Annotated in this window: 27 protein-coding genes and 4 pseudogenes; 25 read left to right on the top strand and 6 right to left on the bottom strand. The window is 72.7% G+C overall.

What is annotated here, in order from left to right:
• Positions 1 to 13 precede the first annotated feature (13 nt).
• A complete protein-coding gene (locus Phou_RS14325; RefSeq protein WP_173056500.1) occupies positions 14 to 742 on the top strand; it encodes a hypothetical protein in 729 nt (242 codons plus the stop codon).
• A complete protein-coding gene (locus tag Phou_RS52635) occupies positions 739 to 1,686 on the top strand; it encodes a nucleoside triphosphate pyrophosphohydrolase (protein ID WP_246273549.1) in 948 nt (315 codons plus the stop codon). Before Phou_RS14325 ends, Phou_RS52635 begins: the two co-directional genes overlap by 4 nt.
• Positions 1,687 to 1,709: 23 nt before the next feature.
• Here the strand turns inward: Phou_RS52635 and Phou_RS14320 are convergent.
• Positions 1,710 to 2,519: pseudogene (locus Phou_RS14320) on the bottom strand (EamA family transporter); the annotation flags it as partial.
• 68 nt (positions 2,520 to 2,587) lie between these two features.
• Between Phou_RS14320 and Phou_RS55455 the strand changes: the two are divergent.
• The 4 genes and pseudogenes from Phou_RS55455 to Phou_RS14305 form a co-directional block, all read left to right on the top strand.
• Positions 2,588 to 2,761 (top strand): annotated as a pseudogene (locus tag Phou_RS55455) (GntR family transcriptional regulator); the annotation flags it as partial.
• Between the two features lie 164 nt (positions 2,762 to 2,925).
• The gene (locus Phou_RS14315) at positions 2,926 to 3,984 is read left to right on the top strand and encodes an aminotransferase-like domain-containing protein (RefSeq protein ID WP_246273548.1); all 1,059 of its coding nucleotides are present in this window, start codon (positions 2,926 to 2,928) and stop codon (positions 3,982 to 3,984) included.
• A gap of 9 nt (positions 3,985 to 3,993) precedes the next feature.
• Positions 3,994 to 5,604, top strand: coding sequence for a DUF885 domain-containing protein (locus Phou_RS14310; RefSeq protein WP_173056498.1), 1,611 nt, complete (start codon positions 3,994 to 3,996; stop codon positions 5,602 to 5,604).
• A gap of 81 nt (positions 5,605 to 5,685) precedes the next feature.
• Positions 5,686 to 6,243 carry a hypothetical protein gene (locus Phou_RS14305; protein ID WP_173056497.1) on the top strand — a complete coding sequence of 186 codons (558 nt, stop codon included), beginning with the start codon at positions 5,686 to 5,688 and terminating at the stop codon, positions 6,241 to 6,243.
• A gap of 18 nt (positions 6,244 to 6,261) precedes the next feature.
• On the opposite strand, the gene Phou_RS14300 is transcribed toward Phou_RS14305, so the two are convergent.
• Complete coding sequence (locus Phou_RS14300) at positions 6,262 to 6,951, bottom strand: hypothetical protein (RefSeq protein ID WP_173056496.1); 690 nt, start codon at positions 6,949 to 6,951, stop codon at positions 6,262 to 6,264.
• A 206-nt stretch (positions 6,952 to 7,157) separates the two neighbouring features.
• Between Phou_RS14300 and eno the strand changes: the two genes are divergently transcribed.
• From eno to Phou_RS14280, 4 genes and pseudogenes are all read left to right on the top strand, one after another.
• Positions 7,158 to 8,441 carry a phosphopyruvate hydratase gene (gene eno / locus Phou_RS14295; RefSeq protein WP_173056495.1) on the top strand — a complete coding sequence of 428 codons (1,284 nt, stop codon included), beginning with the start codon at positions 7,158 to 7,160 and terminating at the stop codon, positions 8,439 to 8,441.
• Between the two features lie 178 nt (positions 8,442 to 8,619).
• Positions 8,620 to 9,200, top strand: a pseudogene (locus tag Phou_RS14290) (FtsB family cell division protein).
• A complete protein-coding gene (locus Phou_RS14285) occupies positions 9,200 to 9,706 on the top strand; it encodes a DUF501 domain-containing protein (RefSeq protein ID WP_173056494.1) in 507 nt (168 codons plus the stop codon). Before Phou_RS14290 ends, Phou_RS14285 begins: the two are co-directional and overlap by 1 nt.
• Complete coding sequence (locus tag Phou_RS14280; protein ID WP_173056493.1) at positions 9,691 to 10,197, top strand: amino-acid N-acetyltransferase; 507 nt, start codon at positions 9,691 to 9,693, stop codon at positions 10,195 to 10,197. The genes Phou_RS14285 and Phou_RS14280 overlap by 16 nt, the downstream gene beginning before the upstream one ends.
• 103 nt (positions 10,198 to 10,300) lie before the next feature.
• On the opposite strand, the gene Phou_RS52630 is transcribed toward Phou_RS14280, so the two are convergent.
• The gene (locus Phou_RS52630; protein WP_246273780.1) at positions 10,301 to 10,627 is read right to left on the bottom strand and encodes an NUDIX domain-containing protein; all 327 of its coding nucleotides are present in this window, start codon (positions 10,625 to 10,627) and stop codon (positions 10,301 to 10,303) included.
• On the opposite strand from Phou_RS52630, the gene Phou_RS52625 reads away from it, so the two are divergent.
• Both Phou_RS52625 and Phou_RS14270 read left to right on the top strand, forming a co-directional pair.
• Positions 10,586 to 10,774, top strand: coding sequence for a hypothetical protein (locus Phou_RS52625; protein WP_246273835.1), 189 nt, complete (start codon positions 10,586 to 10,588; stop codon positions 10,772 to 10,774). The two genes, Phou_RS52630 and Phou_RS52625, sit on opposite strands and share 42 nt — an antisense overlap.
• 101 nt (positions 10,775 to 10,875) lie before the next feature.
• Positions 10,876 to 11,796 (top strand): Ppx/GppA phosphatase family protein, encoded by a 921-nt coding sequence (locus Phou_RS14270; protein ID WP_281365071.1) that lies wholly within the window; start codon positions 10,876 to 10,878, stop codon positions 11,794 to 11,796.
• Position 11,797: 1 nt separating this feature from the next.
• On the opposite strand, the gene Phou_RS14265 is transcribed toward Phou_RS14270, so the two are convergent.
• Positions 11,798 to 12,139: a hypothetical protein gene (locus Phou_RS14265; RefSeq protein ID WP_173056490.1), complete on the bottom strand. Its 342-nt coding sequence runs from the start codon at positions 12,137 to 12,139 to the stop codon at positions 11,798 to 11,800.
• 161 nt (positions 12,140 to 12,300) lie between these two features.
• On the opposite strand from Phou_RS14265, the gene Phou_RS14260 reads away from it, so the two are divergent.
• From Phou_RS14260 to Phou_RS56035, 13 genes and pseudogenes are all read left to right on the top strand, one after another.
• Positions 12,301 to 12,633 (top strand): PadR family transcriptional regulator, encoded by a 333-nt coding sequence (locus Phou_RS14260; RefSeq protein ID WP_173056489.1) that lies wholly within the window; start codon positions 12,301 to 12,303, stop codon positions 12,631 to 12,633.
• Entirely contained in the window at positions 12,630 to 13,322 is a 693-nt protein-coding gene (locus Phou_RS14255; protein ID WP_173056488.1) for an HAAS signaling domain-containing protein, read from the top strand. The genes Phou_RS14260 and Phou_RS14255 overlap by 4 nt, the downstream gene beginning before the upstream one ends.
• Positions 13,323 to 13,406: 84 nt before the next feature.
• Entirely contained in the window at positions 13,407 to 13,850 is a 444-nt protein-coding gene (locus Phou_RS14250) for an LppU/SCO3897 family protein (protein WP_173056487.1), read from the top strand.
• A 165-nt stretch (positions 13,851 to 14,015) separates the two neighbouring features.
• The gene (locus Phou_RS14245; protein WP_173056486.1) at positions 14,016 to 14,699 is read left to right on the top strand and encodes a dienelactone hydrolase family protein; all 684 of its coding nucleotides are present in this window, start codon (positions 14,016 to 14,018) and stop codon (positions 14,697 to 14,699) included.
• A 15-nt stretch (positions 14,700 to 14,714) separates the two neighbouring features.
• A complete protein-coding gene (locus Phou_RS14240) occupies positions 14,715 to 15,449 on the top strand; it encodes a uracil-DNA glycosylase (protein ID WP_173056485.1) in 735 nt (244 codons plus the stop codon).
• A gap of 58 nt (positions 15,450 to 15,507) precedes the next feature.
• On the top strand, positions 15,508 to 16,206 hold the full coding sequence (locus Phou_RS14235; protein WP_173056484.1) for a DUF4129 domain-containing protein: 699 nt from the start codon (positions 15,508 to 15,510) through the stop codon (positions 16,204 to 16,206).
• Positions 16,203 to 16,796, top strand: coding sequence for a hypothetical protein (locus Phou_RS14230; RefSeq protein WP_173056483.1), 594 nt, complete (start codon positions 16,203 to 16,205; stop codon positions 16,794 to 16,796). Before Phou_RS14235 ends, Phou_RS14230 begins: the two co-directional genes overlap by 4 nt.
• Complete coding sequence (locus Phou_RS14225) at positions 16,793 to 17,839, top strand: AAA family ATPase (protein WP_173056482.1); 1,047 nt, start codon at positions 16,793 to 16,795, stop codon at positions 17,837 to 17,839. The genes Phou_RS14230 and Phou_RS14225 overlap by 4 nt, the downstream gene beginning before the upstream one ends.
• 17 nt (positions 17,840 to 17,856) lie before the next feature.
• Complete coding sequence (locus Phou_RS14220) at positions 17,857 to 19,194, top strand: DUF58 domain-containing protein (RefSeq protein WP_173058370.1); 1,338 nt, start codon at positions 17,857 to 17,859, stop codon at positions 19,192 to 19,194.
• Positions 19,191 to 19,418, top strand: a complete 228-nt coding sequence (locus tag Phou_RS52620; RefSeq protein WP_246273547.1) for a hypothetical protein — start codon at positions 19,191 to 19,193, stop codon at positions 19,416 to 19,418. The genes Phou_RS14220 and Phou_RS52620 overlap by 4 nt, the downstream gene beginning before the upstream one ends.
• Positions 19,415 to 19,732 carry a hypothetical protein gene (locus Phou_RS52615; protein WP_246273546.1) on the top strand — a complete coding sequence of 106 codons (318 nt, stop codon included), beginning with the start codon at positions 19,415 to 19,417 and terminating at the stop codon, positions 19,730 to 19,732. The genes Phou_RS52620 and Phou_RS52615 overlap by 4 nt, the downstream gene beginning before the upstream one ends.
• 106 nt (positions 19,733 to 19,838) lie before the next feature.
• Positions 19,839 to 21,158 carry an NAD(P)/FAD-dependent oxidoreductase gene (locus Phou_RS14210; protein ID WP_173056481.1) on the top strand — a complete coding sequence of 440 codons (1,320 nt, stop codon included), beginning with the start codon at positions 19,839 to 19,841 and terminating at the stop codon, positions 21,156 to 21,158.
• Between the two features lie 141 nt (positions 21,159 to 21,299).
• Positions 21,300 to 21,446, top strand: a pseudogene (locus tag Phou_RS56035) (IS982 family transposase); the annotation flags it as partial.
• A 275-nt stretch (positions 21,447 to 21,721) separates the two neighbouring features.
• Here the strand turns inward: Phou_RS56035 and Phou_RS14205 are convergent.
• Together Phou_RS14205 and Phou_RS52610 are read right to left on the bottom strand one after the other, a co-directional pair.
• A complete protein-coding gene (locus tag Phou_RS14205) occupies positions 21,722 to 23,320 on the bottom strand; it encodes a hypothetical protein (protein WP_246273545.1) in 1,599 nt (532 codons plus the stop codon).
• Entirely contained in the window at positions 23,269 to 23,562 is a 294-nt protein-coding gene (locus tag Phou_RS52610; protein WP_246273544.1) for a hypothetical protein, read from the bottom strand. The genes Phou_RS14205 and Phou_RS52610 overlap by 52 nt, the downstream gene beginning before the upstream one ends.
• Positions 23,563 to 23,620 lie beyond the last annotated feature (58 nt).

The raw sequence follows: 23,620 nt of genomic DNA, 5'->3' as shown, positions 1-23,620 counted from the left end.
GAGAGTGTCGGCCATGAACCGTGGCCGCCGGCTGGCATCCATTCTCGTCGTCGCCTCGTTGGGCCTGGGCAGCCTCACCGGCTGCGAGACCGAGTCCGGCAAGGCCGCGTTCGTGGGCGACACGACGATCACCGAGGACCGCGTGTCTCAGGTGTACGACGACGCGGTGGCCAAGACGCCCACGCCGGAGCCCGCACCGGAGGCGTCCGGCTCGCCCGCGCCCGCCGCGGAGCTGCCGGTCACCCGCCAGGAGGTCGTCGACCTGCTGGTGAGCCTCGAGCTGGCGCGCCGGGTGGTCAAGGAAAAGAACATGCCGCCGGCGAAGGAGCCCACCGAGCCCGGCGAGATCGCCCAGGCGTTGGCCGTGTCCGGCGACAGCGAGTACGTGAAGCTGTGGGCCGAGTGGCTCGACCTGCAGACGGTCATCACCGAAAACACGCCCCGCGCCCAGCTCACGGACGAGGGGATCATGAAGGTGTACAACGCGCTCGCCGAGTCGGGTGCCATCGAGGCGGGCCTGCCCGTCGCCCAGGTGCGGGAGCAGTTCGGGGCGGCGATCTTCGCCGAGGCCGCGATCCTCGTGTCGACCTCGCTCGGCGCGGAGGCGGAGAGGACCGACACCAAGGTCAACCCGAAGTACGACCCGGTCAGCGCCCCGATGGCGGTCGGCACGCAGCAGGGCCCGGTCTTCTACAACCTGCCGTTCATCTCGTCTGACCTGGTGACCGACGTATCTTCATGACCGCTCGGCTGGTACTGCTCGTCACCTCGCCGCGGCTGCCCGCCGGCCTGCTGACGGCGCAGGCCTGGGACCTGGTGCGGGCGCACCCGGTGCTCGCGGGTGCCGAGAGTGAGCTGACCGCGGCGGTACGCGCGGCGGGCGGCACCGTCACGATCGCCGGCGGCACCGACGCGCTGCTGGAGGCGGCGGGACCGGACGGCACCGCGGTGTGGCTTGCTGGCCCGGGCGGCGACGAGGCTTTCGCCCGCGAGCTCGGCCTGCGGCTGCTCCGCGAGTCGGGCCGGGCCGAGCTGGAGCTGATGTACGGCTCGTGGGACCCTCCCGGCGCGCGCATGCTCGACGCGGTGACCGTCATGGACCGGCTGATGTCGCCCGGCGGCGATCCGTGGAAGCGGCAGCAGACGCACGCGACGCTCGCGCAGTTTCTGCTGGAGGAGTGCTACGAGGCGTACGACGCGATCGAGGCCGGCGACCTTGGCGCGCTCCGCGAGGAGCTTGGCGACGTGCTGCTGCAGGTGGTGCTGCACGCGCGGCTGGCCGAGGAGCTTCCGGAGGACGAGCGGTGGTCGGTCGACGACGTCGCCGGTGACCTGGTCGAAAAGCTGATCCGCCGCAACCCGCACGTCTTCGCCGGTACCGCCGTGGCCGGTGTCGACGAGATCGTGGAGAACTGGGAGCAGATCAAGCGGGCCGAAAAGTCCCGCGAGTCCGCCGTCGACGGCATCGCGCTCGCCCAGCCGGCGCTCTCGCTGGCCGCCAAGATCATGCAGCGGGCGGAGCGCGCCGGACTCGACGTGCCGCTGCCTCAGGCCGTGGACGACCTCGGCGCCGCGCTGCTGGCCATCGTCGCCGACGCGCGTTCAAGAGGGCTGGACGCGGAGGCGGCGCTGCGCCGGGCCGCGCTCTCGTATGCCGGGGCGGTGCGCGCGGCCGAGGCCGGCTGAGCCGTCAAACCCACGGCCAGGCCGAGCGCGACCACGAGGACCCCCGCGCTCTGTCCGGGGTCGGGCAGCTGGCCGGCCTGGATCGCGGCGGTGACCAGCGTCGCCACCGGCATCAGGCCGACGATCATTCCGGCCCGCTCGAGGCCCAGCCGCTGCAGCCCGGTGAACCAGGCCACGAACGCCACCACCGTCATCAGCAGCGCCAGGTACAGCAGCGTGGTCCCCTCCACCGCCGTCGGCACCCGCCACTGCGCCACCTCGCCGGTCACGAGGCCGCCGAGGAGGAGGAGCGGGACGGCGAGCCCGCAGCTGTACGCGGCCACCCTGATCGCGCCGAGCCTGGGCAGCACCGCGGCCGCGAGCAGCGAGAAGAGCACCTCGCCCACCAGCGCGCCGAGCGAGGCGAGCACCCCGATCGCGTCCGCCCGGCCGGAGCCCTGCACGAGGGCGGTACCGCCGACGACCACGGCCGCCGCCACCACGATGCGGGTGGACGGGCGGGCGCCGCGCAGCAGCGGGGCGAGCAGCGCGAGGCCAAGTGGGGCGGCGCCGATCACGGTGCCGACCACGGCCGCGTCGGCGTGCGGCAGGGCGATGAGGATGCAGGCGTTGAACGCCGCGAGCCCGGTCGCCGCCAGCACGGTGAGGATGCCCAGCTCGCGCCGGGTCGGGCGGACGCGCCCGCGGACGAGCAGGGCGAGGATGAGCGCGGCCAGCGCGTACCGGAGGGCCTGGCCGGTGAGTGTGGGGTAGTCGAGGATCAGCTGGCTCAGTGACACCGAGCTGCCGACGATCACCATGCCCGCGATGCAGAGCAGCGCACCCGTCTTCATGCAAGCGACGCTATGGTGGCAATGGTCCACGAGACAGGGCCACTTTCGCGCCATGATGGAGGACCACTTTGTGGGAGACGCTGGTCCAGCTCGACCGCGGCCGGCCGGGCCTGGCCGACCAGCTCATCGACGCGCTGCGGGACGCGATCGCCGACGGCCGCCTGGCGCCCGGCACGCGGCTCCCGTCGAGCCGTGCCCTGGCCGCCGACCTGAAACTCTCCCGCGGCGTGGTCGTCGAGGCCTACGAGCAGCTGGTGGCCGAGGGGCGCCTGCTGTCCCGCCAGGGCGCCGGCACCGTCGTCGCGCGGTTGATCAGGGAGCCGGTGGAGCGGCGCGCCGGCGACCGGCCCGACCAACTCCCTGATCAACCGCACATGCTGCTGCGGCCGGGGTGCCGGACCTGGGGATGTTTCCGCGGAGTGCCTGGCGGCGGGTCTACGAGACGACGCTTACCGGCATGGTGGACGCGGTCCTGGACTACGGGGATCCGACCGGGGCGCCGCGGTTGCGGGCGGAGTTGGCCAGCTATCTCGGTCGGGTGCGGGGAGCGCGGGTCGAGGCCGGCGCGGTCGTCGTCACCACCGGCGCGGCGCAGGGGTTCGCGGTGCTGGCGGCGGCGTTGCGGGCGAGCGGGGCGTCGACGATCGGGTTCGAGGAGCCGGGCAGTTACGGGGTGCGGGGACACCTGGAGAGCCACGGGCTGAAGCTCGTGCCCGTGCCGGTCGACGGTGACGGGCTCGACGTGGCCGCGCTGGAGCGCACCGGCGCGCCCGCGGTCTTCGTCACGCCGGCCCACCAGTTTCCGTCCGGCGTGGTGCTCGCACCGGCACGCCGGGCGGCGCTGGTCGAGTGGGCGCGGCGCACCGGTGGGCTGATCGTCGAAGACGACTACGACGCCGAGTTCCGCTACGACCGCGACCCGGTCGGCTGCCTGCAGGGCGTCGCGCCGGACGCGGTCGCGTACATCGGCTCGGTCAGCAAGGCGCTCGCCCCGGCGCTGCGGCTCGGCTGGCTCGCCGTACCCGAGAAATGGCGGGAAGCGGTGGTCGAGCGGAAGGCGTGGGCCGACCTCGGCGGGCCTGTCCTTGAGCAGCTCGCGTTTGCGGAGCTGCTGGCCGGCGGCGGGTACGACCGGCACCTGCGCCGGACCCGCCTGGAGCACCGCCGGCGGCGGGACGCGCTTGTCGCTGCCCTGCGGCTGCACCTGCCCGGGCTGCGGATCTCCGGCGTCGCGGCGGGCCTGCACCTTGTCGTCGAACTTCCGGACGATGTGGACGACGAGGCGCTTGCCGAGCGGGCACGCGCCGCCGGGCTCGGCCCGCTGCCGCTGTCCCGCATGCGCCTGACCGGTGGCGGACCGCCCGGCCTCGTGATCGGCTACGCGGCGAACCCGCCGGGCGAGCTGGAGACGGCGGTCTCGGTTCTGGCGGCGCTGGTGGCCGCGTCGCACGCGCCGAGGCGCTAGCGTCTTCGTATGGCGCAGTTCGTACCGCTCGCTGAGCGCATCGTCGACGCAGTCCTGGAAAGCAACCCGGCGCTCGCCTCCTATGTGGGCGATCACCGGTTCGACGACCGCTTGCCCGACCTGTCGGCGAGCGGGGTGGCAGCCCAGGTGGCGATGCTGCGCGACGCCGGCAACGCGCTGGCCGAGGTCGACGCCGACTCCCTCGACCCGTCGGAGCAGGTCGACCACGCCGTGCTGTCGGCGCTCGTCGAGCGCGGGCTCTTCGAGGCCACGGAGGTGCGCGGGCACGAGTGGGACCCGCTCGAGCACAACCCGGCTCCGCTGATCTACAACCTGATCGCCCGCCCGTTCGCGGCGACCGAGGAGCGGCTGGGCAGCCTCGCGGGCCGCCTCGCCGCCGTGCCCGACGCGCTGGCCACCGCCCGCGCCACGCTGCGCGACAGCCCGCGGGTCCACGTGGAGACGGCGGCGGGGCAGTTTGCCGGCGCGGCCGCGCTCGTGCGCGAGGAGGTGCCGGAGATGCTCGCCGCAGCACCCGGGATGCGAGCCACCGTGTCACCGGTGGCCGAGTCCGCCGCGGCCGAGCTGGACGCCTTCGCGGCATGGCTGCGTTCCAGGGTGGACGCCGCGGGCCGCGATCCGCGTCTGGGGCGGCGGCTGTGGGAGGCGCGCCTGTGGCACACGCTCGACACCGAGCTGCCCGCGGCGCAGGTGCTCGCCCGCGCGCAGGCAAACCTCGAGCGGGTCACCGAGGAGATCCGCGCGGCGGCGGCCGAGCTGGTCGGTGGTCCGGCGGACGACGCGACGGTACGGCGTGCGCTCGACCAGCTCGCCACCCAGCGCCCTAACGAGGAGTCCATCGTGGACCTCGCCAAGGTGACGCTCGGCGAGACCACCGAGTTCGTCCGCGCGCACGACCTCGTCGGGCTCGTCGACGACCCGTGCGAGATCCTGCCGATGCCCGAGTTCGCGCGCGGCGTCGCCGTGGCGTACTGCGACGCGCCCGGCCCGCTGGAGACGGCCGACCTGCCCACGTTCTACTGCATCGCGCCGGCGCCGGGAGACTGGCCGGCGGAGCGGGTCGAGTCGTTCTACCGCGAGTACAACGACCACATGATCCGCAACCTCACCGTGCACGAGGCGATGCCCGGCCACTTCCTGCAGCTCGCGCACGCCCGCCGCTTCCGCGGCACGACCCGGGTGCGGGCGATCGGCACGTCCGGCCCGTTCGTGGAGGGCTGGGCCGTCTACACCGAGGAGCTGATGGCCGGCCTCGGCTTCGGCGGGCTGCCGGTCCGCCTCCAGCAGCTCAAGATGCAGCTGCGGATGAGCATCAACGCGATCCTCGACCAGCTCGTGCACTGCGAGGAGCTGTCCGAGGCGGACGCGATGGCGCTGATGACCGGGCCCGGCTTCCAGGAGGAGGGCGAGGCGGCCGGCAAGTGGCGGCGTGCCCTGCTCACCTCGACGCAGCTCTCCACGTACTTCGTCGGCTACACCGAGGTCGCCGAGATCGCGGCCGCCCGCCCGGCCGGCACGTCGCCCCGCGAGTGGCACGACGCGATGCTCGCCCACGGCTCGCCCCCGCCGAGGCACCTGCGCGCGCTGCTCGGCGTCTGATCCCGGCCGTCCGAGGGAACCGGACGCGGCCACGCGCCTGTACCGGTGTGAGCATCCCGACGGCGACAGACGTGGCGTCGAGTGGCCGGTCAACGCTTCAACTGGGCCACGTCGTGGTGGCGCAAGGTGCGGCGGGAGCAGGGCACGCTCACCGAGGAGCGGCATCCCCGTACCGCCGCGACCGACCCGGCCGCCCTCGCCGCCCGCGAAGCCCTGGCGCGGCTGCCGCTCGCCCAGCGCGCTGTGATCGTCTGCCGGGTACTGCTCGATCTGTCCACGGCCGAGACCGCCGACGCGGACCTTCTCTGCGACCGGCTCGTGATCGCCGGGGTCGGCCCGTCCGCCTGCCAGGTGCGGGTGGTCGGCACGCGCACCCGAACCTTCGCGGACCACCCGCTGACCCGGCGGGGCTGCGAAGACGCGGGCAGCATCAAGATCTCACCCGACGGCCGCCTGGCCGCGATCACCTACCAGCGCGCGAACGCGCCGCGCGTGGCCGTCATCGACCTGGCCACGGGCGCGCCGCGCGCCGACACCCAGATCCAGGCACCGGCCGGCGCGGGCCAGCCGGCGAGGGGCGGACCCAGAAACCCTGCGCCTGGCAGGGCCTGGTTCGCCGGGGAACCCGGCGAACCATAGTGGTCACCGCCCTAAATGTCAGGCGCCGGAACGCTTGTCGACGACCTTGGCGCCCGCGGGGAGCGCGAAAGCGTCGGGGTCGGCCGTGTCGCGGAAGCGGGTCATCGCGATGTCGACCGCGCTGCCGTCCACCGCGCCGGCGAAGCTGCCGAGCACGCCGTCGGTCGTGATGCAGGCGTCGAAGGCGGAGGCACCGGCGTCGCGCACCCCGCGGACCTTGACACAGGTGGCCGGCCGGCCGGCGATCGTGGTGTCGCTCTGGTCGATCGTGGCGTCGGTGTCCAGAGCCGCCGCGGTGAGGAGACCGATGACCACGGTCGGGGCGATCAGGCCGTGCGCGCCCGCGTCCTTGAACGCGGCGACCGCCGGCTCGTTGTTGGGGGACGGCGCGGCCGTGAGCGTGCAGGTCATCGCGGTGCCGGTGCGGCGGCAGTCGGCGGTGGCCTCGTCGGTGACCGTGAGCTTGCCGTCCGGGTAGATGTACGCCGAGCGCAGCGGGGACTGGGCCTGGGCGATCGTGGCGGAGCCGCCGCCGGGCAGCTGGTACTCCGCCGAGTAGGTCAGCTCTCCCGAGCCGTCCAGCCGGCTGGCCAGCTCGTTGACGAGATCGGCCCGGTCCATCACCTGGCCGGCGTCGCCGCAACCGGCCAGCGCGGGGCCCAGGGCCACCACCGCCAGCGCGAGCGGGAGGAGGCGGGCGCGGGGCATGGGGGCAACCCTGCTTGATTCGGCCCGATGGGCGCAACTCTGATAACGCGGCGGCGAGTCGGGTCGTTCGCCCTGATTGGTGCTCGAACAGCGGGTGGGTTCGCCCGGGGTACCCGGCAAACCGCCGTGGTCACCGCACTAGGCTCATCGGCGAAGCCTCGGCCGCAGTGCGGCGGCCCGTGAAAACCTAGGCGAGGAGCGTCACAGTGGCCACCATCGAGGGAATCGTCGCGCGGGAGATCCTCGACTCGCGCGGCAACCCGACCGTCGAAGTCGAGATCGGGCTCGACGACGGCACGATCGCTCGCGCGGCGGTGCCGTCGGGCGCCTCCACCGGCGCGTTCGAAGCGGTCGAGCTGCGCGACGGCGACAGCGACCGGTACAACGGCAAGGGCGTCGAGAAGGCCGTTGCCAACATCGAGGACCGCATTGTCCCCGAGCTGATCGGCTACGAGGCCAGCGAGCAGCGTGCCATCGACCAGAAGATGCTCGACCTGGACGGCACGCCCAACAAGTCGGATCTCGGGGCAAACGCCATCCTCGGCGTGTCGCTCGCGGTGGCGAAGGCCGCGGCCGCCAGCGCCGAGCTGAGCCTGTTCCGCTACGTCGGCGGGCCGAACGCGCACGTGCTGCCGGTGCCGATGCTGAACATCCTCAACGGTGGGGCGCACGCCGACTCCAACGTCGACGTGCAGGAGTTCATGATCGCCCCGATCGGCGCGCCGACCTTCCGCGAGGCGCTGCGCGCCGGCGCGGAGGTCTACCACGCGCTCAAGTCGGTGCTGAAGAAGAAGGGCCTGTCGACGGGGCTGGGCGACGAGGGCGGCTTCGCGCCGAACCTGCCGACCAACGCGGCCGCGCTCGACCTGATCGCCGAGGCGGTGGCTGCGGCCGGACTGCGGCTGGGCAACGACATCGTGCTCGCACTGGACGTGGCGGCGACCGAGTTCTACAAGGACGGTGCGTACGTCTTCGAGGGCTCGCCCAAGCCGACCGACGAGATGATCAATTACTACACCAAGCTCGTCGACTCGTACCCGATCGTGTCCATTGAGGACCCGCTGGCGGAGGACGACTGGGCGGGCTGGTCGGCGTTCACCGCGGCGCTCGGCGAAAAGATCCAGATCGTCGGCGACGACCTCTTCGTGACCAACCCCGAGCGGATCGCGCGCGGCATCGCGGAGAAGGCGGCCAACTCGGTCCTCGTCAAGGTCAACCAGATCGGCTCGCTGACCGAGACGCTCGACGCGGTCGACCTCGCCCACCGCGCCGGCTTCACGTGCATGATGAGCCACCGCTCGGGCGAGACCGAGGACACCACGATCGCCGACCTTGCCGTCGCCACGGGCACCGGCCAGATCAAGACCGGCGCGCCGGCCCGCTCTGACCGCGTCGCCAAGTACAACCAGCTGCTCCGCATCGAAGAGGAGCTGGACGACGCGGCGCGGTACGCCGGGGCGGCCGCTTTCCCGCGGTACCATCTGTCCTAGTTGATCTAGGCCCTGTTTCGAAATCCTTGCCGGGCTCCGCCGGGCCCAGACGACGACCGGCGGCGTCGGCCGTAAGGCCGCATGAAACAGGGCCTAGGGCTGCGACTGTCGGCCCGGGCTCGCCTCGCGGGCCCGGCACCGCGGCCAGGTCGCGGCCCCGGCCTGCGGGGAGGACGTGATGACGCAGAGGCTCACGCCGGGCGGGCAGGGTCCCGCCCGGCGCCCGGGACAGCGCAGCCGGGCCGCGCCCCCGCGGACCGGACGCCCGGTGGCCCGGGTGCCGAAGCCAAGGACAGCGGTGACACCGGCCGCTCCGCCAACCGCCCGGCCGCCCGCCGCGCACCGGTGCGCCGCACCAACGCGCCGCAGCCGCGCCGCTTCACCGGCCGGGCCACCGTGCTGCTGGTGGTGCTGATCGCGCTCGCGCTCGGCTACACGTACCCGGTGCGCGTCTACCTGACCCAGCAGTCCGACATCGCCCGCATGGAGCAGGCGCAGGCGGACCAGCGGCAGCGGATCAGCGACCTGAGCGAGCAGGCGGCGCTCTGGAGGGATCCGAAGTACATCGAGATCCAGGCCCGCAAGCGGTTCTACATGGTCAAGCCGGGCGAGGTGCCGCTCGTGGTGCTCACCGGGGCACCCGGGGCGGCCAACGAGTCCGGCGCGCCGCCGCAGGAGGGCGAGAGCCAGCCCGCCAACCCCTGGTACGACACGCTCTGGTCCAGCATCCAAGCCGCCGACAGCACGGAGAGCGACTAGTGAGTCCGCTACCGCCCGAGCCCGCGACGGCCGCCGACCTCGACGCGGTGGCCGCCCAGCTCGGCCGCACGCCCCGCGGCACCCGCGCGGTGGCGCACCGTTGCCCGTGCGGCCTGCCCGCGGTGGTCGAGACCCGCCCGCGCCTCGCCGACGGCACGCCGTTTCCGACGCTCTACTACCTCACCTGCCCGCGCGCGACCTCGGCCTGCAGCCGCCTGGAGTCCGCCGGGCTGATGAAGGAGATGGAGGCGCGGCTCGCGACCGATCCCGACCTGGCCAAGCGGTACCTCGCTGCGCACGAGGACTATCTGGCCCGGCGCGAGGAGATCGAGCACGTGCCGGAGATCGAGGGCACCTCTGCCGGCGGCATGCCGGGGCGCGTCAAGTGCCTGCACGTGCACATGGGGCACGCGCTGGCGGTGGGCGCGGGCGTCAACCCCTTCGGCGACGAGGTGGTCGAGCAGGTCGGCGCGTGGTGGGCGGACGGTCCATGCGTGACGTCGTGATCCGCCGCGCCCGCACCGCGGACGTGCGGGCCATCCGGGACCTGATCGACACGTACAGCGAGGAGCGCCGCCTGCTGAGCAAGGCGACGGTGACGCTCTACGAGGACGTGCAGGAGTTCTGGGTCGCCACCCAGGGCGCCGACGGCCCGGTCGTGGGCTGCGGCGCGCTGCACGTGATGTGGGAAGACCTGGCCGAGATCCGCACGGTCGCGGTACACCCCGCCAGCCGCGGCCTGAAGATCGGCCACAGCATCGTCGCCGAGCTGCTGGACGTCGCGCGCGAGATCGGAGTCGCGCGCGTGTTCGTGCTGACGTTCGAGACCGGGTTCTTCGGCTCGTTCGGCTTCGTGGAGATCGACGGGGCGCCGGTGCCGCCCGCGGTGTACGAGCAGCTGCTCCGCTCGTACGACGAGGGCGTCGCCGAGTTTCTCGGCCTGGAGCGGGTAAAGCCCAACACGCTCGGCAACACCCGCATGCTCCTGCACCTTTAGAGGCCTCCAGGAGATCCAACCCAAACCAGACGCGAGCTACCGCGACGCCCGTCGTGGTCCCGACCGTTGCTCCCGCGGCCTCACCCTCCGCGTCCGGTTCAGCTCAACCCGCGAGGGGTGGCTGGAGCTTGCGCAGGAAGCGCCGGAAGTGGGGGTCGAACACCTCGCCGGCGGCCTCGACCTCCCGGCGTGTCCACCACCGGGCCTCGCGAAACTCTCCGCTCTCCGGCACCACCCAGCCGCGGTCGCCCTCGACCAGGTACCAGATACTCACGTCGGTGTGCCCCGCGCCCACGCCACCGGTGACCGTCGCGGTCAGGAAGAGGGGCCGTGCCTCCACCTCGACGCCGAGCTCCTCGCGCCCCTCGCGGCGGGCCGTGTCGGCCGGGTGTTCGTCCGGGTCCACGTGGCCGCCCGGCGGAAGCCACAGGCCGGCCTTGACGTGGTCGACCAGCAGGATGTCGCCCTCGGGGAGACCGGCACCACGTACGACACGAGGTGCCGTGGCGGTGTGGCCGGCTTCTCCCGGCGGAAGACGTCGTCGGTGCTCTCCAGCCAGCGGAGCGTCTCCCGCTGATGGGTCGCCTCCACGGCGTCCAGGGGTGTGAGTGCCGCGACGATCTCGTGGACGGCGGCGACCGGCGGGCGCATCCCGATAGGGTCTCACCCATGACGAGGGTGGCGGCGATCGACTGCGGTACCAACTCGATCCGCCTGCTGGTGGCCGACCTTCCGGCGGCGGGCGGGGACGCTCCGCTGGTCGATGTGGTGCGGCGCATGGAGATCGTCCGCCTGGGTCAGGGGGTCGACCGCACGGGGCGGCTGGCGCCGGAGGCGATCGAGCGCACGCGGGTGGCGCTCGCGTCGTACGCGGCGCAGATCCGCGAGCTGGGCGCCACCCGGGTGCGGATGTGCGCGACGTCGGCCACCCGCGACGCGGCGAACGCGGGAGACTTTCGCGCCATGGTCGTGGAGACGCTGGGTGTCGAGCCGGAGGTGGTGAGCGGCGACGAGGAGGCGCGCCTCTCGTTCACCGGCGCCGTGCGTGGCCTGGCCGCGGAGCCGCCCTACCTGGTGGTGGACATCGGGGGCGGCTCCACCGAGTTCGTGGTCGGCGAGTCCACCGTGGAGGGTGCGATCTCGGTCGACATCGGGTGCGTGCGGATGACCGAGCGGCACCTGCACAGCGACCCGCCCACGCCCGCCGAGGTCGCCGCCGCCACCGGCGACATCACCGCCGCCGTCGACCGCGCGCTGGCCGCCGTGCCGGGCCGCGAGGCGCGGACGCTGGTGGGCCTGGCCGGCTCGGTGACGACGGTGGCCGCGATCGCGCTGGGCCTGTCCGAGTACAACCCGAGTCGCATCCACCATGCCGTGGTGTCGTACGACGCGGTGGCCAAGGTCACCGGCGACCTGCTCGCGATGACCACCGCCCAGCGCCTGGAGATCCCGGTGATGCACCCGGGCCGGGCGGACGTGATCGTCGCGGGCGCGCTGGTGCTCCGCGTCATCATGGAGCGCGCCGGCATGCCCGCGGTCGTGGCGAGCGAGCACGACATCCTCGACGGCATCGCGTGGAGCATCCAGCCCACACCGTGAGTCAGCCCGTGCGGCGCAGCTCCGCGCGGGACTGCTCGCGCGGGTCCGACTCGTCGCGCGACCACCACCACGCGTAGCTGATCGCTCCCGGTTGGGGCAGGAGCAGGAGGATGCGGGCCACCAGCGGCCCCTCGTACGCCGTGAACTCGCCCGGCTTGGTCTGCGTGAAGCGCACCACACCGGGCAGCTCCAGGCAGGCGACGTGCAGCTCCAGGCGCCCCGCCTCGCCGGCCACAAGCACCGTGTGCTCGATGTGCTGCAGGCCGTTGTGGTCGTTGGTGGCCTCGTAGTCGAGGGTGACCGCGCGGCCGCGAATGGCCGACGACACCGCCATCCGAGCCACGAAGGGTCCGCTCTCGGGGCCGTCGCCGCGCCCACGGTAGACGCCAGTGGCATTTGCCAAGCGCCCCAACACATCCTCGCCCTGCACGGCGACACACTAGCCTCTCGTGGCACTACTACGGGCTTGACGGTACTTCGCAGTGCAGAGTAGCGTCCACGCCCGTGGACACCACCCAGTTGCTCAAGGGCGTCCTGGATCTCGCGGTGCTGGCGGTGCTCAAGGAGGGCGACGGCTATGGCTACGACATCCTGCGCCGCCTCCGCGCGGCCGGGCTCGACGAGGTCGGCGACGCCTCGGTCTACGGCACGCTGCGCCGGCTCTTCCAGGCTGGCTTCCTGACGACCTACGTGGTCCCGAGCGAAGAGGGGCCGCACCGTAAGTACTACGGGCTCAACGCCAGCGGCCGCGACCAGCTGCAGCGGTCCGGCAAGGTCTGGCGCACGTTCGCGTCCACTATGGACACTCTGCTCGCGGATCGGGGGATGGTGGCGTGAACGAGGTCGCCGACTACGTGGCACAGGTCCGCACCGCGCTCGCCGACCTGCCCGCGACCGCGCGTGACGAGCTGCTCGAAGACCTGCCGGAGCACCTCGCGGAGGTCGCCGCCGAGGGCGAGGGGTCGCTGGCCGAGCGGCTGGGGCCGCCCGCCGCCTACGCCGCCGAGCTCCGGGCCGCGGCCGGCGTGCCCGCGGGCCGTCGCCGCCGGCGGCTCACCGTCGACCCGCGGCTGCGCGACGTCGTGGGCAAGGTCCGCGCCCGCCTCCAGGTGATCGACACAAGGACCGGACCCCTTGTTGGGTACGCGAGGGGAAGCGACTTTCTTCTCTTACTGCGACCGGCCTGGTGGGTTGTGCGCGGCTACCTGCTCGCGATGGCGCTCGCCGACCTCCCCGCAAAGGACTCGATCGGCCTGCTGCCCCGGATCCAGGTGGGCGACTCCACTCTGGCGGGTCTCGTGTTGCTGGCGGGCTTCGTGATCGGCTCCGTCTGGCTCGGCCAGCGGCAGGGCCGCCTGCCCCGTCCCCACCGGATCGGGCTGGCCGCCGTCATCGCGCTGCTGATCCTCCCCGGCATCGGCAACCTCATGCAGGTCGACCACGACACGCAGCGCCGCGGCGAGTGGGAGGTGGCGCCGACGATCGTCGACGTGACTCCCGCGCCATCGCCGTCCGCGACCGGATAGGCGCGTTCCGCTACGGGGTGGCGGCGGCTGGGCGGGCTCGTTAGGTTGCCACCGCCGACACACACATCCCGAGAGGACGCCGCCGTGACCGACCAGCCAGCCGCGCCGACCCAGGAAGAGCCTGCGGCGTCGGAGGCCGCGCCAGCGCCCGAGAAGAAAGGCGGCGCAGGCAAGGTGATCGTCGCCATCGTCGGCATCCTCGCGGTCGTGGTGCTCGCGGTCGTCGCCGTCGTCGTCGTGCGCAACGTGCTCTCCGCCACCGACCCCACGCAGGACGCCAAGGCCGGCGACTGCCTCGCCAACCTGCCGCAGGCGGTCACCGGCGAGGAGACCAGCGTCAACGACGTCAAGGTGGTGGCGTGCGAAGCCGCCGACGCGAAGTACTCGGTGGTGGGCCGGGTCGACGACGTCACCGCCGAGCAGGCATCGGTCGACGAGGTGTGCAAGGCCTTCGCGGAGACGACGATGCGCTTCTATGCGATCCCGGCCGGCGGCAAGGGTTACGTGCTCTGCCTGAAGCCGGCCTGATTCCCCGGTTCCCCTCGACAGCGAGGCGTACACCGCACGACAGGGAGGTGTACGCCACGCCGCCGTTGTCTTTCCTCGCCCTGGTACGGCATGGCAGGCTACGCGCACCGCAAGAACGCCACTGTGCGACCAGCCAACGATGACTGACCGGCAGGAGGACGGCCCATGGGCGAGATGGTTAGCTACCGCAGCAATGGCGGCACGAGTGAGGGATATCTCGCTCTACCGCCCGCCCCGGGTGCTCCCGCCGTCGTGGTGATCCAGGAGTACTGGGGACTGGTGCCCCACATCACCTCACTGGCCGACCGGTTTGCCGAGGCGGGGTTCGTGGCGCTGGCGCCCGACCTCTACCACGGCAAGCACACCACCGAGCCGGACGAGGCGGGCAAGCTCATCATGGGTCTCGCCATGGACCAGGCCGCCAAGGACATCGCCGGCGCCGCGGCGTACCTCGCGGAGCGGCCCGAGACCGGCGGCAAGGTGGGCGCGGTGGGATTCTGCGCGGGTGGCAGCCTCGCGCTGTGGTCGGCCACGCTCTCCGACCAGATCGCCGCCACGGTCGGCTTCTACCCGGTGCTGCCGTGGGAGCGGATGCGCCCGGACTGGGCCGGCTACGCCGGCAAGTCGGCGATCATCCACTGCTCGGAGGGTGACGGCACCTCGGCGGCCGAGGGCGTGCAGCTGGCCCGGCGCTCGATCGAGGAGGCCGGCGGTGACTGCGGCCTGTACGACTACCCCGGCACCAAGCACGCCTTCTTCAACGACGACCGGCCCGAGGTCTTCGACCGGGAGGCGGCCGCCAGCTCGTGGGCCCGCACGCTCGACTTCTTCCGCAAGAAGCTCGCCTGACACACGCGTCGCCGGATGATCCGTACCCCCGATGAGGTGGCCGAACGCGCGCGGCGGTCGGCCAGTCTCGCCGACCTCGACGCCGGTGTCTCGTCCTGTTTCGCGTGTCCCCGCCTCGTGGCCTGGCGCGAGGAGGTGGCCGCGACCAAGCGCGCGTCGTTTCGCGACCAGGAGTACTGGGGCCGCCCCGTGCCGGGCTTCGGCGCGGCCGGCGCCCGGCTCGCCATCCTCGGCCTCGCGCCGGCGGCGCACGGCGGTAACCGCACCGGCCGGATCTTCACCGGCGACCGCTCCGGTGACGTGCTCTTCGCCGCGCTGCACCGCGCGGGCCTGGCCAACCAGGCGACCAGCGTGTCGCTCGACGACGGGCTGGCGCTGCGCGACACCCGCATATTCGCCGCGGTCCGCTGCGCGCCGCCGGATAACAAGCCGACTCCCGGGGAGCGGGACACCTGCGCGCCCTGGCTGCACCGCGAGATCGAGTTGGTCAAACCCACGGTGCGGGTGGTGGTCGCGCTCGGCGCGTTCGCCTGGGCCGCGTGGTGGCCGGCCATGGCCGCGGTGTACGGGTTTCGTCCGCCCGTGCCCCGCCCCGCGTTCGGCCACGGCGCCAGGTGGAGCGCCGAAGGTGTGCCAACGGTGCTGGGTTGTTACCACGTCAGCCAGCAGAACACCTTTACCGGGCGGCTCACACCGGCGATGCTGGACGATGTCTTCGCCGCCGCGAAGCACCTCGCAGGGCTTGCCTGACACCGGACGGTACGGTTACAGGCACGCCCGACGCTTAACATTCCGGACATAACGCCAAATGACTCCTGGTTCCCTGCGCAAATGGTGGCCCCTGGCCGCGGTGGTCCTGCTGCTCGCCCTCGCGACGGTCGCTGCCGCCCATTCGTCGCCGCAGATAGGGCGGGTCGACGAGCCGTCGACGGGTTCCGGCCCAGCTCCCGAGTTTCAGGAGCGGGAGGTGCAGGTGACCCCCCAGCCGGGCGACTTCGTCGACACCGACCCGACCGAGGTGCCCGGCTGGCTGCGCACCGCCGCCGTGGTCATCGGCTGCGTCATCCTCGCCGTACTCCTGGGTGTGATGATCTGGACCCTCGCCCGCGAGGTGACCCGCCGCCGCGTGCGCGGAAAGATGCCGCCACGGCAGCTGAGCCGCACGGCGAGCGCCGAGGAGGTCGTCGCCGCGCTCGACGCCGGCCTCATCGACCTCTCGGACGCCGACCTCGACCCGCGGCGGGCGGTGATCGCCTGCTGGCTGCGGCTGGAGCAGGCGGCGGCCGCGGCCGGCACGCCGCGCCAGGCCACCGACACCCCCACCGACCTTGTCACCCGGCTGCTCGGCGAGCACAACGTGAGCGGTGACGTGCTGGGCAGCTTCGCCGACGTCTACCGCGAGGCGCGGTACGCGACGCACGCCGTCGACGAGCGCATGCGCGAGCAGGCCCGCGCCGCCCTCCAGCGCCTGCGCGCCGAGCTGACCGCGGGGGTGGGGCGGCCGTGAGCGACGCGAGCATCGACGACCTGCTGCGGCATGACGAGGAGCCGGCGCCGCAGCAGCAGGCCAAGAAGGAGTCGAGCGGGGTCGGGTGGTGGATCCGCACGGTGCTGACCGCCGCGGGGCTCGCGGCGGTCGCCGTGTTCGGCATGCGGATGGGTGGGCTTGAGCTGTCGATCCCCCTCGCGTTCGCGGGCTGCCTCTCCCTGCTCCTGCTCCGCCGCGTGGTGGCGACCGTGGCGGCGCCGCCGCTGGTCAAGGTGGGGCTCCGCCGGGTGATGGGCGAGGAGAGCGGCGACTACAACTGGTCGGCCAGCCAGGACGCGCTGCGTCTCGCGGTGCACCGGTGGGAGGTGCCGCTGGGCTGGTCGCGCCGCGAAGACGCCGACCGCTACCTGCGCACCGTGCCGAAGATGCTCCGGGAGCTCGCCGACGAGCGGCTGCGGCAGCGCCATGGCCTTACGATCGCCAGCGACCCGCGCAGCGCCCGCGCGCTCCTCGGCGAAGAGTTGTGGAAGATCCTGACCACCCCGGTCAAGCGCCCGCTGGCGCCGCGCGAGTTGGCGGCGTCCGTCTCCCGACTGGAGAAACTATGAGCGACGATGTCCAAGCGATACCGGTGTACGAGGTGGGCCGCCTCGCCCACGCCGTGCTGGACAGGGTCGGCACAGTCGTGGTGGGCAAGCGCGGCGCGCTGGAGCTGGTGCTCTCCGGCATCCTCGCCGGCGGCCACGTGCTGCTCGAAGACCTCCCCGGGCTGGGCAAGACACTGACCGCGCGCTCGTTCGCGCAGGCGCTGGGGCTCGACTTCCGCCGGCTGCAGTTCACGCCCGACCTGCTGCCCGCCGACGTCACCGGCTCGTTCCTCTACGACCAGCGCAGCTCCGACTTCACGTTCCGCGCCGGCCCGGTCTTCACCAACCTCCTGCTCGCCGACGAGATCAACCGCACGCCGCCCAAGACGCAGGCCGCCCTGCTGGAGGCGATGCAGGAAAAGCAGGTCTCCGTCGAGGGCGTCACGTATCGGCTGGACGAGCCCTTCCACGTGCTGGCCACCGCCAACCCGATCGAGTACGAGGGCACGTACCCGCTGCCCGAGGCCCAGCTGGACCGCTTCCTGCTGCGGGTCTCCTTCGGCTACCCGGCCCGCGACGAAGAGTGGGACGTGCTGCGCCGCCGGATGTCCCGCCGCCGCGAGGAGGCCGAGCTCCAGGCGGTGGTCGACGCCCGCACGCTGCGCGGCATGCAGGCCGCCCTGGAGGACATCGCGGTCGAGGACTCGATCGGGCGGTACATAGTGGACCTCACCGCCGCCACCCGCGAGCACCCTTCGGTGATGGTCGGCGCCTCGCCGCGCGGCTCGCTGGCGCTGCTGCTGCTCTCCCGTGCCCGGGCCGCGCTCGCCGGCCGCGACTTCGTGATCCCGGAAGACGTCAAGGAGGTCGCCGCGCCGGCCCTGGCACACCGCATCACGCTTCGCCCCGAGATGTGGCTGCGCCGCGTCGATCCGTCCTTTGTGGTGGGCGAGGTCCTGGAAAAGGTGCCGGCTCCCGCGAGCGGCGCCCTGCCCACGTACGCGGCCGGCTTCGGCCCGGACCCCGGCACGCGGGTCACCGAGCCGCTCGAGCACGGCCGGTGACCCTCCTCCGGCCGGCGGTGCCAGGGGTCGAGGCGAGCGGCGAGTTTCTCGACACCCAGCCGGAGTGGGCGCCGACGCGGGCACTCGGCCGGGCGGTACTCGTGAGCGGCCTGCTGCTGATCGCGGGCGTGCTGGCCGGGCGGGTCGACCTGGTGGTGCTGGCCATCCCGTTCGCGCTGGGCACCGCCGTGGCGCTGCACCGCCGCCCTCGCGAGCGGCCGCGGATCGCGCTGGACGTCGACGAGGGCTACATCGTGGAGGGCGCCGAGGCGCTGGCCGCGGTCACCGTCGGCAACCCGGACCCGCCCGCGTACGACCTGGTGGTGGTCCGCACCCGCATCCCGCGGTGGCTGCGGATCAAGGATGGTGACCGGCCGTCCGTGCTGACCCTCGCGCCGGGCGCCGTCGACCAGGTGGAGCTGCGCGGCACGGCGCTGCGGTGGGGGCGCCACCCGCTCGGCCCGGCCGCCGCGCGCGCCGCCGCCTGCGACGGGCTCCTGATCAGCCGGCCCGGCGTCGCGTACGCCCAGGACGTCAAGGTGTACCCCATAACCGAGCCCTTCGACGCCGACGAGGCGATGCCGCGCGCCGCCGGCCTGGTCGGCGGCCACCGGTCGCGGCGGCCCGGCGAGGGCGGCGAGCTGGCCGGCGTACGCGTCTTCCAGCCCGGCGACCGCCTCCGCCGCATCGACTGGCGCGTGTCGCTGCGGGCCCGGCAGCTGCATGTGGCGGCCACGCTCTCCGACCGCGACGCCGAGGTGGTGCTGCTGCTCGACGTGCTCGCCGAGGCGGGCGGCTCGGGCGGCGTCGGGAGCACCGCGTCGGTGCTCGACACCACCGTGCGGGCCGCGGCCGCCATCGCCGAGCACTACCTGCACCGCGGTGACCGGGTGTCCATGCTGGAGTACGGCACGTCAGCCCGCCGCCTGCGCCCGGCGACCGGCCGCCGGCAGTACCTGACGGTGCTGGAGTGGCTCCTCGACGTCGAGGCGCAGCCGTCCCCGTACGAGCCGTACGACCAGGTCTTCGGCCCGCACCTGCTCTCCTCGGACGCGCTCGTGGTGGTCTTCACCCCGCTGGTCGACAGCCGCTCGGCCGAGATGCTCGCCCGGCTGGCCCGCGCCGGCCGGTTCGTGCTCGCCGTCGACACCCTGCCGGAGGGCGTCAAGCCGCCGCACCGCAGCGACTACACCGAGGTCGCGCACCGGCTGTGGCGGCTGGAGCGCGACAACACGATCGGCCAGCTCCGCGAGCACGGCGTGCCGGTGGTGCGCTGGGCCGGCGCCGGCAGCCTCGACCTGGTGCTGCGCGACGTCGCGCGGATGGCCTCCGCGCCGAAGGGGGCCCTGCGATGATCGGCCGCGTCTCGCACGTGCTGTCGCGGGCCACCGTCGGACCGCTGCTGGCCCGCGCGGGCGTCTTCGCGGTCGCGCTGGCCGCGCTCGTGGTCGCGTTTCCGGCGGAGCTGCGCGGCGGCTACTTCGTCGCCGCGCTGGTGATCCAGGCCGCCGTCGCCGCCATCCTCCCGCGCAGTCCGTGGGTCACCGTGGCGATCCTCGTCGCGGTCGGGGGTGGGTGACCTCCACGATCTGGTACGACGACCCGGTCGAGCTGTGGCGCCTGATCGCGCTCGCGTCGTTCCTCTACCTGACCCACAGCCTCGCCGCGCTCACCGCGCTCCTGCCCTACGACGCCCACATTCCGGCCGAGGTCACGGTGCGCTGGCTCTCCCGCGCGCTCGCGGTGGTCCTCGGCTCCGCCGTGCTCACCGTGCTGCTGCTCAGCGCGGCCAACCGCGGCGGCGACCGCGACCTGCTGGCGGCCGCGCTGGCCGGCCTGGCGGTGGCTTTGGGCGCCACCGCGCTGCTCGCCTGGCTGCTGCGCCGCCGCTGAGCCTCGCCGCGCGGCATGGTAGCCGCCGTCACACCGGTCGTATCGGCGGTCACAGATGCCGGCATGGACCAGGTGTAACGGCGCACACAGGGGAATGATGTAGGTCGTGAGTCCGCAACGGATCCTTGTGGTGGGGGCCGGCCACGTCGGCCTGTACGCGGCCCTGCGGCTGTCCAAGAAACTCCGGGCGCGCGAGGCCGAGGTCACGGTCGTCGATCCGCAGCCGCACATGACGTACCAGCCGTTCCTGCCGGAAGCAGCGGCCGGAAACATCTCGCCGCGCCACTCCGTGGTGCCGCTGCGACGCGAGTTGAAGCACTGCAAGATCGTTTCCGGTGCGGTCACGCGGATCGAGCACACCCGCAAGGCGGCCACCGTGCAGCCGATCATCGGCCCGCCCCTGGAGATCGAGTACGACCACATCGTCGTGGCCCCCGGCTCGGTCTCCCGCACGCTGCCCATTCCCGGGCTGCGCGAGCAGGGCATCGGGTTCAAGACCATCGGTGAGGCCATCTACCTGCGCAACCACGTCCTCGACCGGCTCGACGTGGCGGCCGCCACCACCGACCTGGAGACGCGGCGGCGCGCGCTCACGTTCGTCTTCGTCGGCGGCGGCTACGCGGGCATCGAGGCGCTCGCCGAGATGGAAGACATGGCGCGCGACGCGCTCAAGTACTACCCGGAGCTGACCGTCGGCGACATGCACTGGGTGCTCGTCGAGGCGACCCAGCGGGTGCTGCCCGAGGTCGACCGCGACATGGGTGCCTACACGGTGCAGCAGCTGCTCAAGCGCGGCCTGGACATCCGCCTCGACACCCGCCTGGAGTCCTGTTTGGACGGCGTGGTGAAGCTGTCCGACGGCGACAGCTTCGCCTCCGACACGCTCGTGTGGACGGCCGGCGTCAAGCCCTCGCCCATGCTCGACGACACCGACCTGCCGCGCGACAACCGGGGGCGGATCACCTGCCTGCCGACGCTCCAGGTGGTCGACGGCGACACGGTGCTGGAGGGCGTGTGGAGCGCGGGTGACTGCGCGGCGGTGCCCGACCTGACCGGCCCGCCCGGCACGTTCTGCTCGCCCAGCGCCCAGCACGCGGTGCGCCAGGCGGTGCGCATGGCCGACAACATCCGCGCGGTCATCCGGGGCAAGGAGCCCGTGCAGTACAAGCACAAGCACGTTGGCAGCGTCGCCAGCCTGGGCCTGCACAAGGGCGTCGCACAGGTCTACGGCATCAAGCTCAAGGGCCCGATCGCCTGGTTCATGCACCGCACGTACCACGTGAGCCGCATCCCGTCCTTCAACCGCAAGGTGCGCGTGGTGATCGACTGGACGCTGGCCTTCTTCCTGCGGCGTGAGGTGGTCGCGCTCGGCCAGCTGCACGACCCGCGCGAGGAGTTCACCGGGGTGACGCCCCGCGTTGACTAGGGAGCTATTCCGACGGGCACGCCTCCAGGGTCGACGTCGCTGACGCGACGATGACCGTGGAGGTCTCGTGCGCGTCGCTCTGGATGCCCTCGCTACCGCACTGTCCGTGACGATCGATGACACCTTGCGAACGATCGCTCGCCGAACGCCAGGGGCGAAAAACCTCGCCCCTGCCGAAGACCGCCACGCGCCGTGCGTCAGATCATCGAGTCAGTCAACGACGCCCTCAAAGGCCAACCCGGCTTGGAACAACACCTCGCCGTACGCGTCCTAGCGTCAACCGCAGCGCGTCCGGGAGTGCGCGGAGCCAGTCAAGGGCCTGGTTGGCCTTTCTGGCCGTCGCGTTCAGGGATCGCCGCAGCGACCTTCCGCCCTCCCAGCGCGGCCCAATTCGCCTCGCTGGAATTGGCCATGTCCGTGGTCAGCGAGTCCGGCCACGGCCGGCCCAAATGAACCCAGCTGCTTGGCATCCGATGCCGTCGGCCTCGGCCAGCGCGATCACCGCCTGCTTCAACCGGCCCCAAACGCGGTCCGCGCCGCGCGGTATCGGTCAGACCGAACCTCTAGCCCACCTTCCACGTCCAGGCGTCGGCGATCTTGGTGCTGGGCCCGAACAGTGCCTCCAGCGTGACCACCAGGTCCTCGCGGTGCGGCTGGTCCGCGGCCACAGCCACGCACGACGCGCCCCAGAACGCGACGTCATCCCGCGCGGCCCGCCGCTGCGGCTCGCCGATCTCGGGGCGCCCGCCCTGCTTGGCCACCTGTGCCAGCAGCTGCGAGGTGGGCCGCTTGTACGTGCCCATCGACGCCCGGCCCCGCTTTCCGTACGGCCCGATGAAGAAGCCCTCCGGGATGCCGAACTCCGCGTTCGCCGCAGCCGCCCACCGCATCGCCCACGGCTCCGGCGGCGTCGGCAGGGGGACCGGCACGAGCACGCCGCCCGGCTTCACACACTCCCGCCAGTGGCCGCCGGTGATGAACTGCGGCACCGGCGGGCGCTCCTCCGTCGGCAGTGGCTTGGGGAAGATCGCAAGCAGCGACACCGCGACAGCGGCCGGCACGAGAAGGCGCACCGGGCGGGACTCGTGCGCCCGCGCGCGGTCGAAGGCGATCACCAGCAGCGTCGCCACCAGCGGCAGCAGCGTCAGCGCGAAGCGCATCGGGAGCGCGCCCTCGACGACCGGGAGCCCGACCAGCGCCAGGTATGGCCCCGGGATGCTCGTCCGCTCCCCGTCGATCACCATCTTGGGCCCGAGCGAGAGCCAGGCCATCACCACGCCGGCCGTGGCGACCGCGCGGATCAGCGGCTCGCGGACAAGCCAGATCACGCAGCCAGCGGCGACGAGGACCAGCGGCCAGCCGAGGAACGTGTTGTACTCCGCCGAGCCCGTGGAGAGCCGCGCCGACTCGGGCGAGCCGAGCACGGACAGTGGGGAGATCGCGGTCCAGCTGGCCAGGTCGGCGGAGAAGAAATAGGCGCTGAACACGCCGTTGGGGATGCTCCCCGGGCCCTTGAACTGAAACCACAGCGGAATCATCAGCGCGGTGCCGGCCACCGAGACCGCGATCACCATGCCGGCCACGAACTTGGGCAGCACCCGGCGGGCGTACTCCCGGCGCGCCAGCCCGTACGCCACCGCGATGATCACCATTGTCACGGCCGTGAGGAACAGGACCTCCTCGCCGATGAAGACCTGGAGCGTCACGACGGCGGCCAGCCACAGCGCGGAGGTGAGCACCCGCCGGCGGTCGACCCCGTCGGGGCGGGCGGCCGGGTCGGCGGCGCGGGCCAGCCGGATCACCAGCCACACCATCACCGGCACCAGCCACTGGGCGGTCATGTGGAGGTGACTGTTGTTTTGCGAGATGATGCCCGGCCCGAAGCCGCACAGCGCCGCGCCGAGCGCCGACGCGGCCCGGCTGCCGCGCAGCACGCGGGAGAAGAAGAAGTACCAGGCGATCGCGGTGCCGGCCAGGTTGGTGCCGGCGATGAGCGCGAACGTCACCGGTACCCCAAAAGCCAGAGTGACCGGTGTGAACAGCGTGCCCAGCGCGATCACCGTGGTGTTGTTGAGCAGGTTGACCCCGTCCGGCGCGTTGAGCCGGTGGGTCAGCAGCCCCCAGTCCCGAAGGCGAACTTGGTGTCCGCCGCCAGGAACCACTCGTAGAGGGTCTGGTCTTCGGGGTTGAGGGCGAGCACCCTGTTGTTGGGGTCGGGCCAGAGTCCGTGTGTGACCCAGCCGGCGAGCGCCACGAACGCGAGGCAGACCGCCGCGTCCCGCCCGTGCGACCTGGCCAGCGCGGCCAGCCTGGTGCGCAGCGAGCCGATCGCCTCGACGGTGCGGGATGGGCTCGGGGTGCTGGCATGTGCCTGGCCGGTAGCGGCGCGGGCTGTGCTGGTCACGGGCTCGACCCTAGTGCCCCGCGTCGCCGTCCGGGTGCGCCCTGGCGGGCGTGGACCC

The organism is Phytohabitans houttuyneae (assembly GCF_011764425.1).
GTDB lineage: Bacteria > Actinomycetota > Actinomycetes > Mycobacteriales > Micromonosporaceae > Phytohabitans > Phytohabitans houttuyneae.
This window is presented reverse-complemented; position numbering and strand designations above follow the sequence as displayed.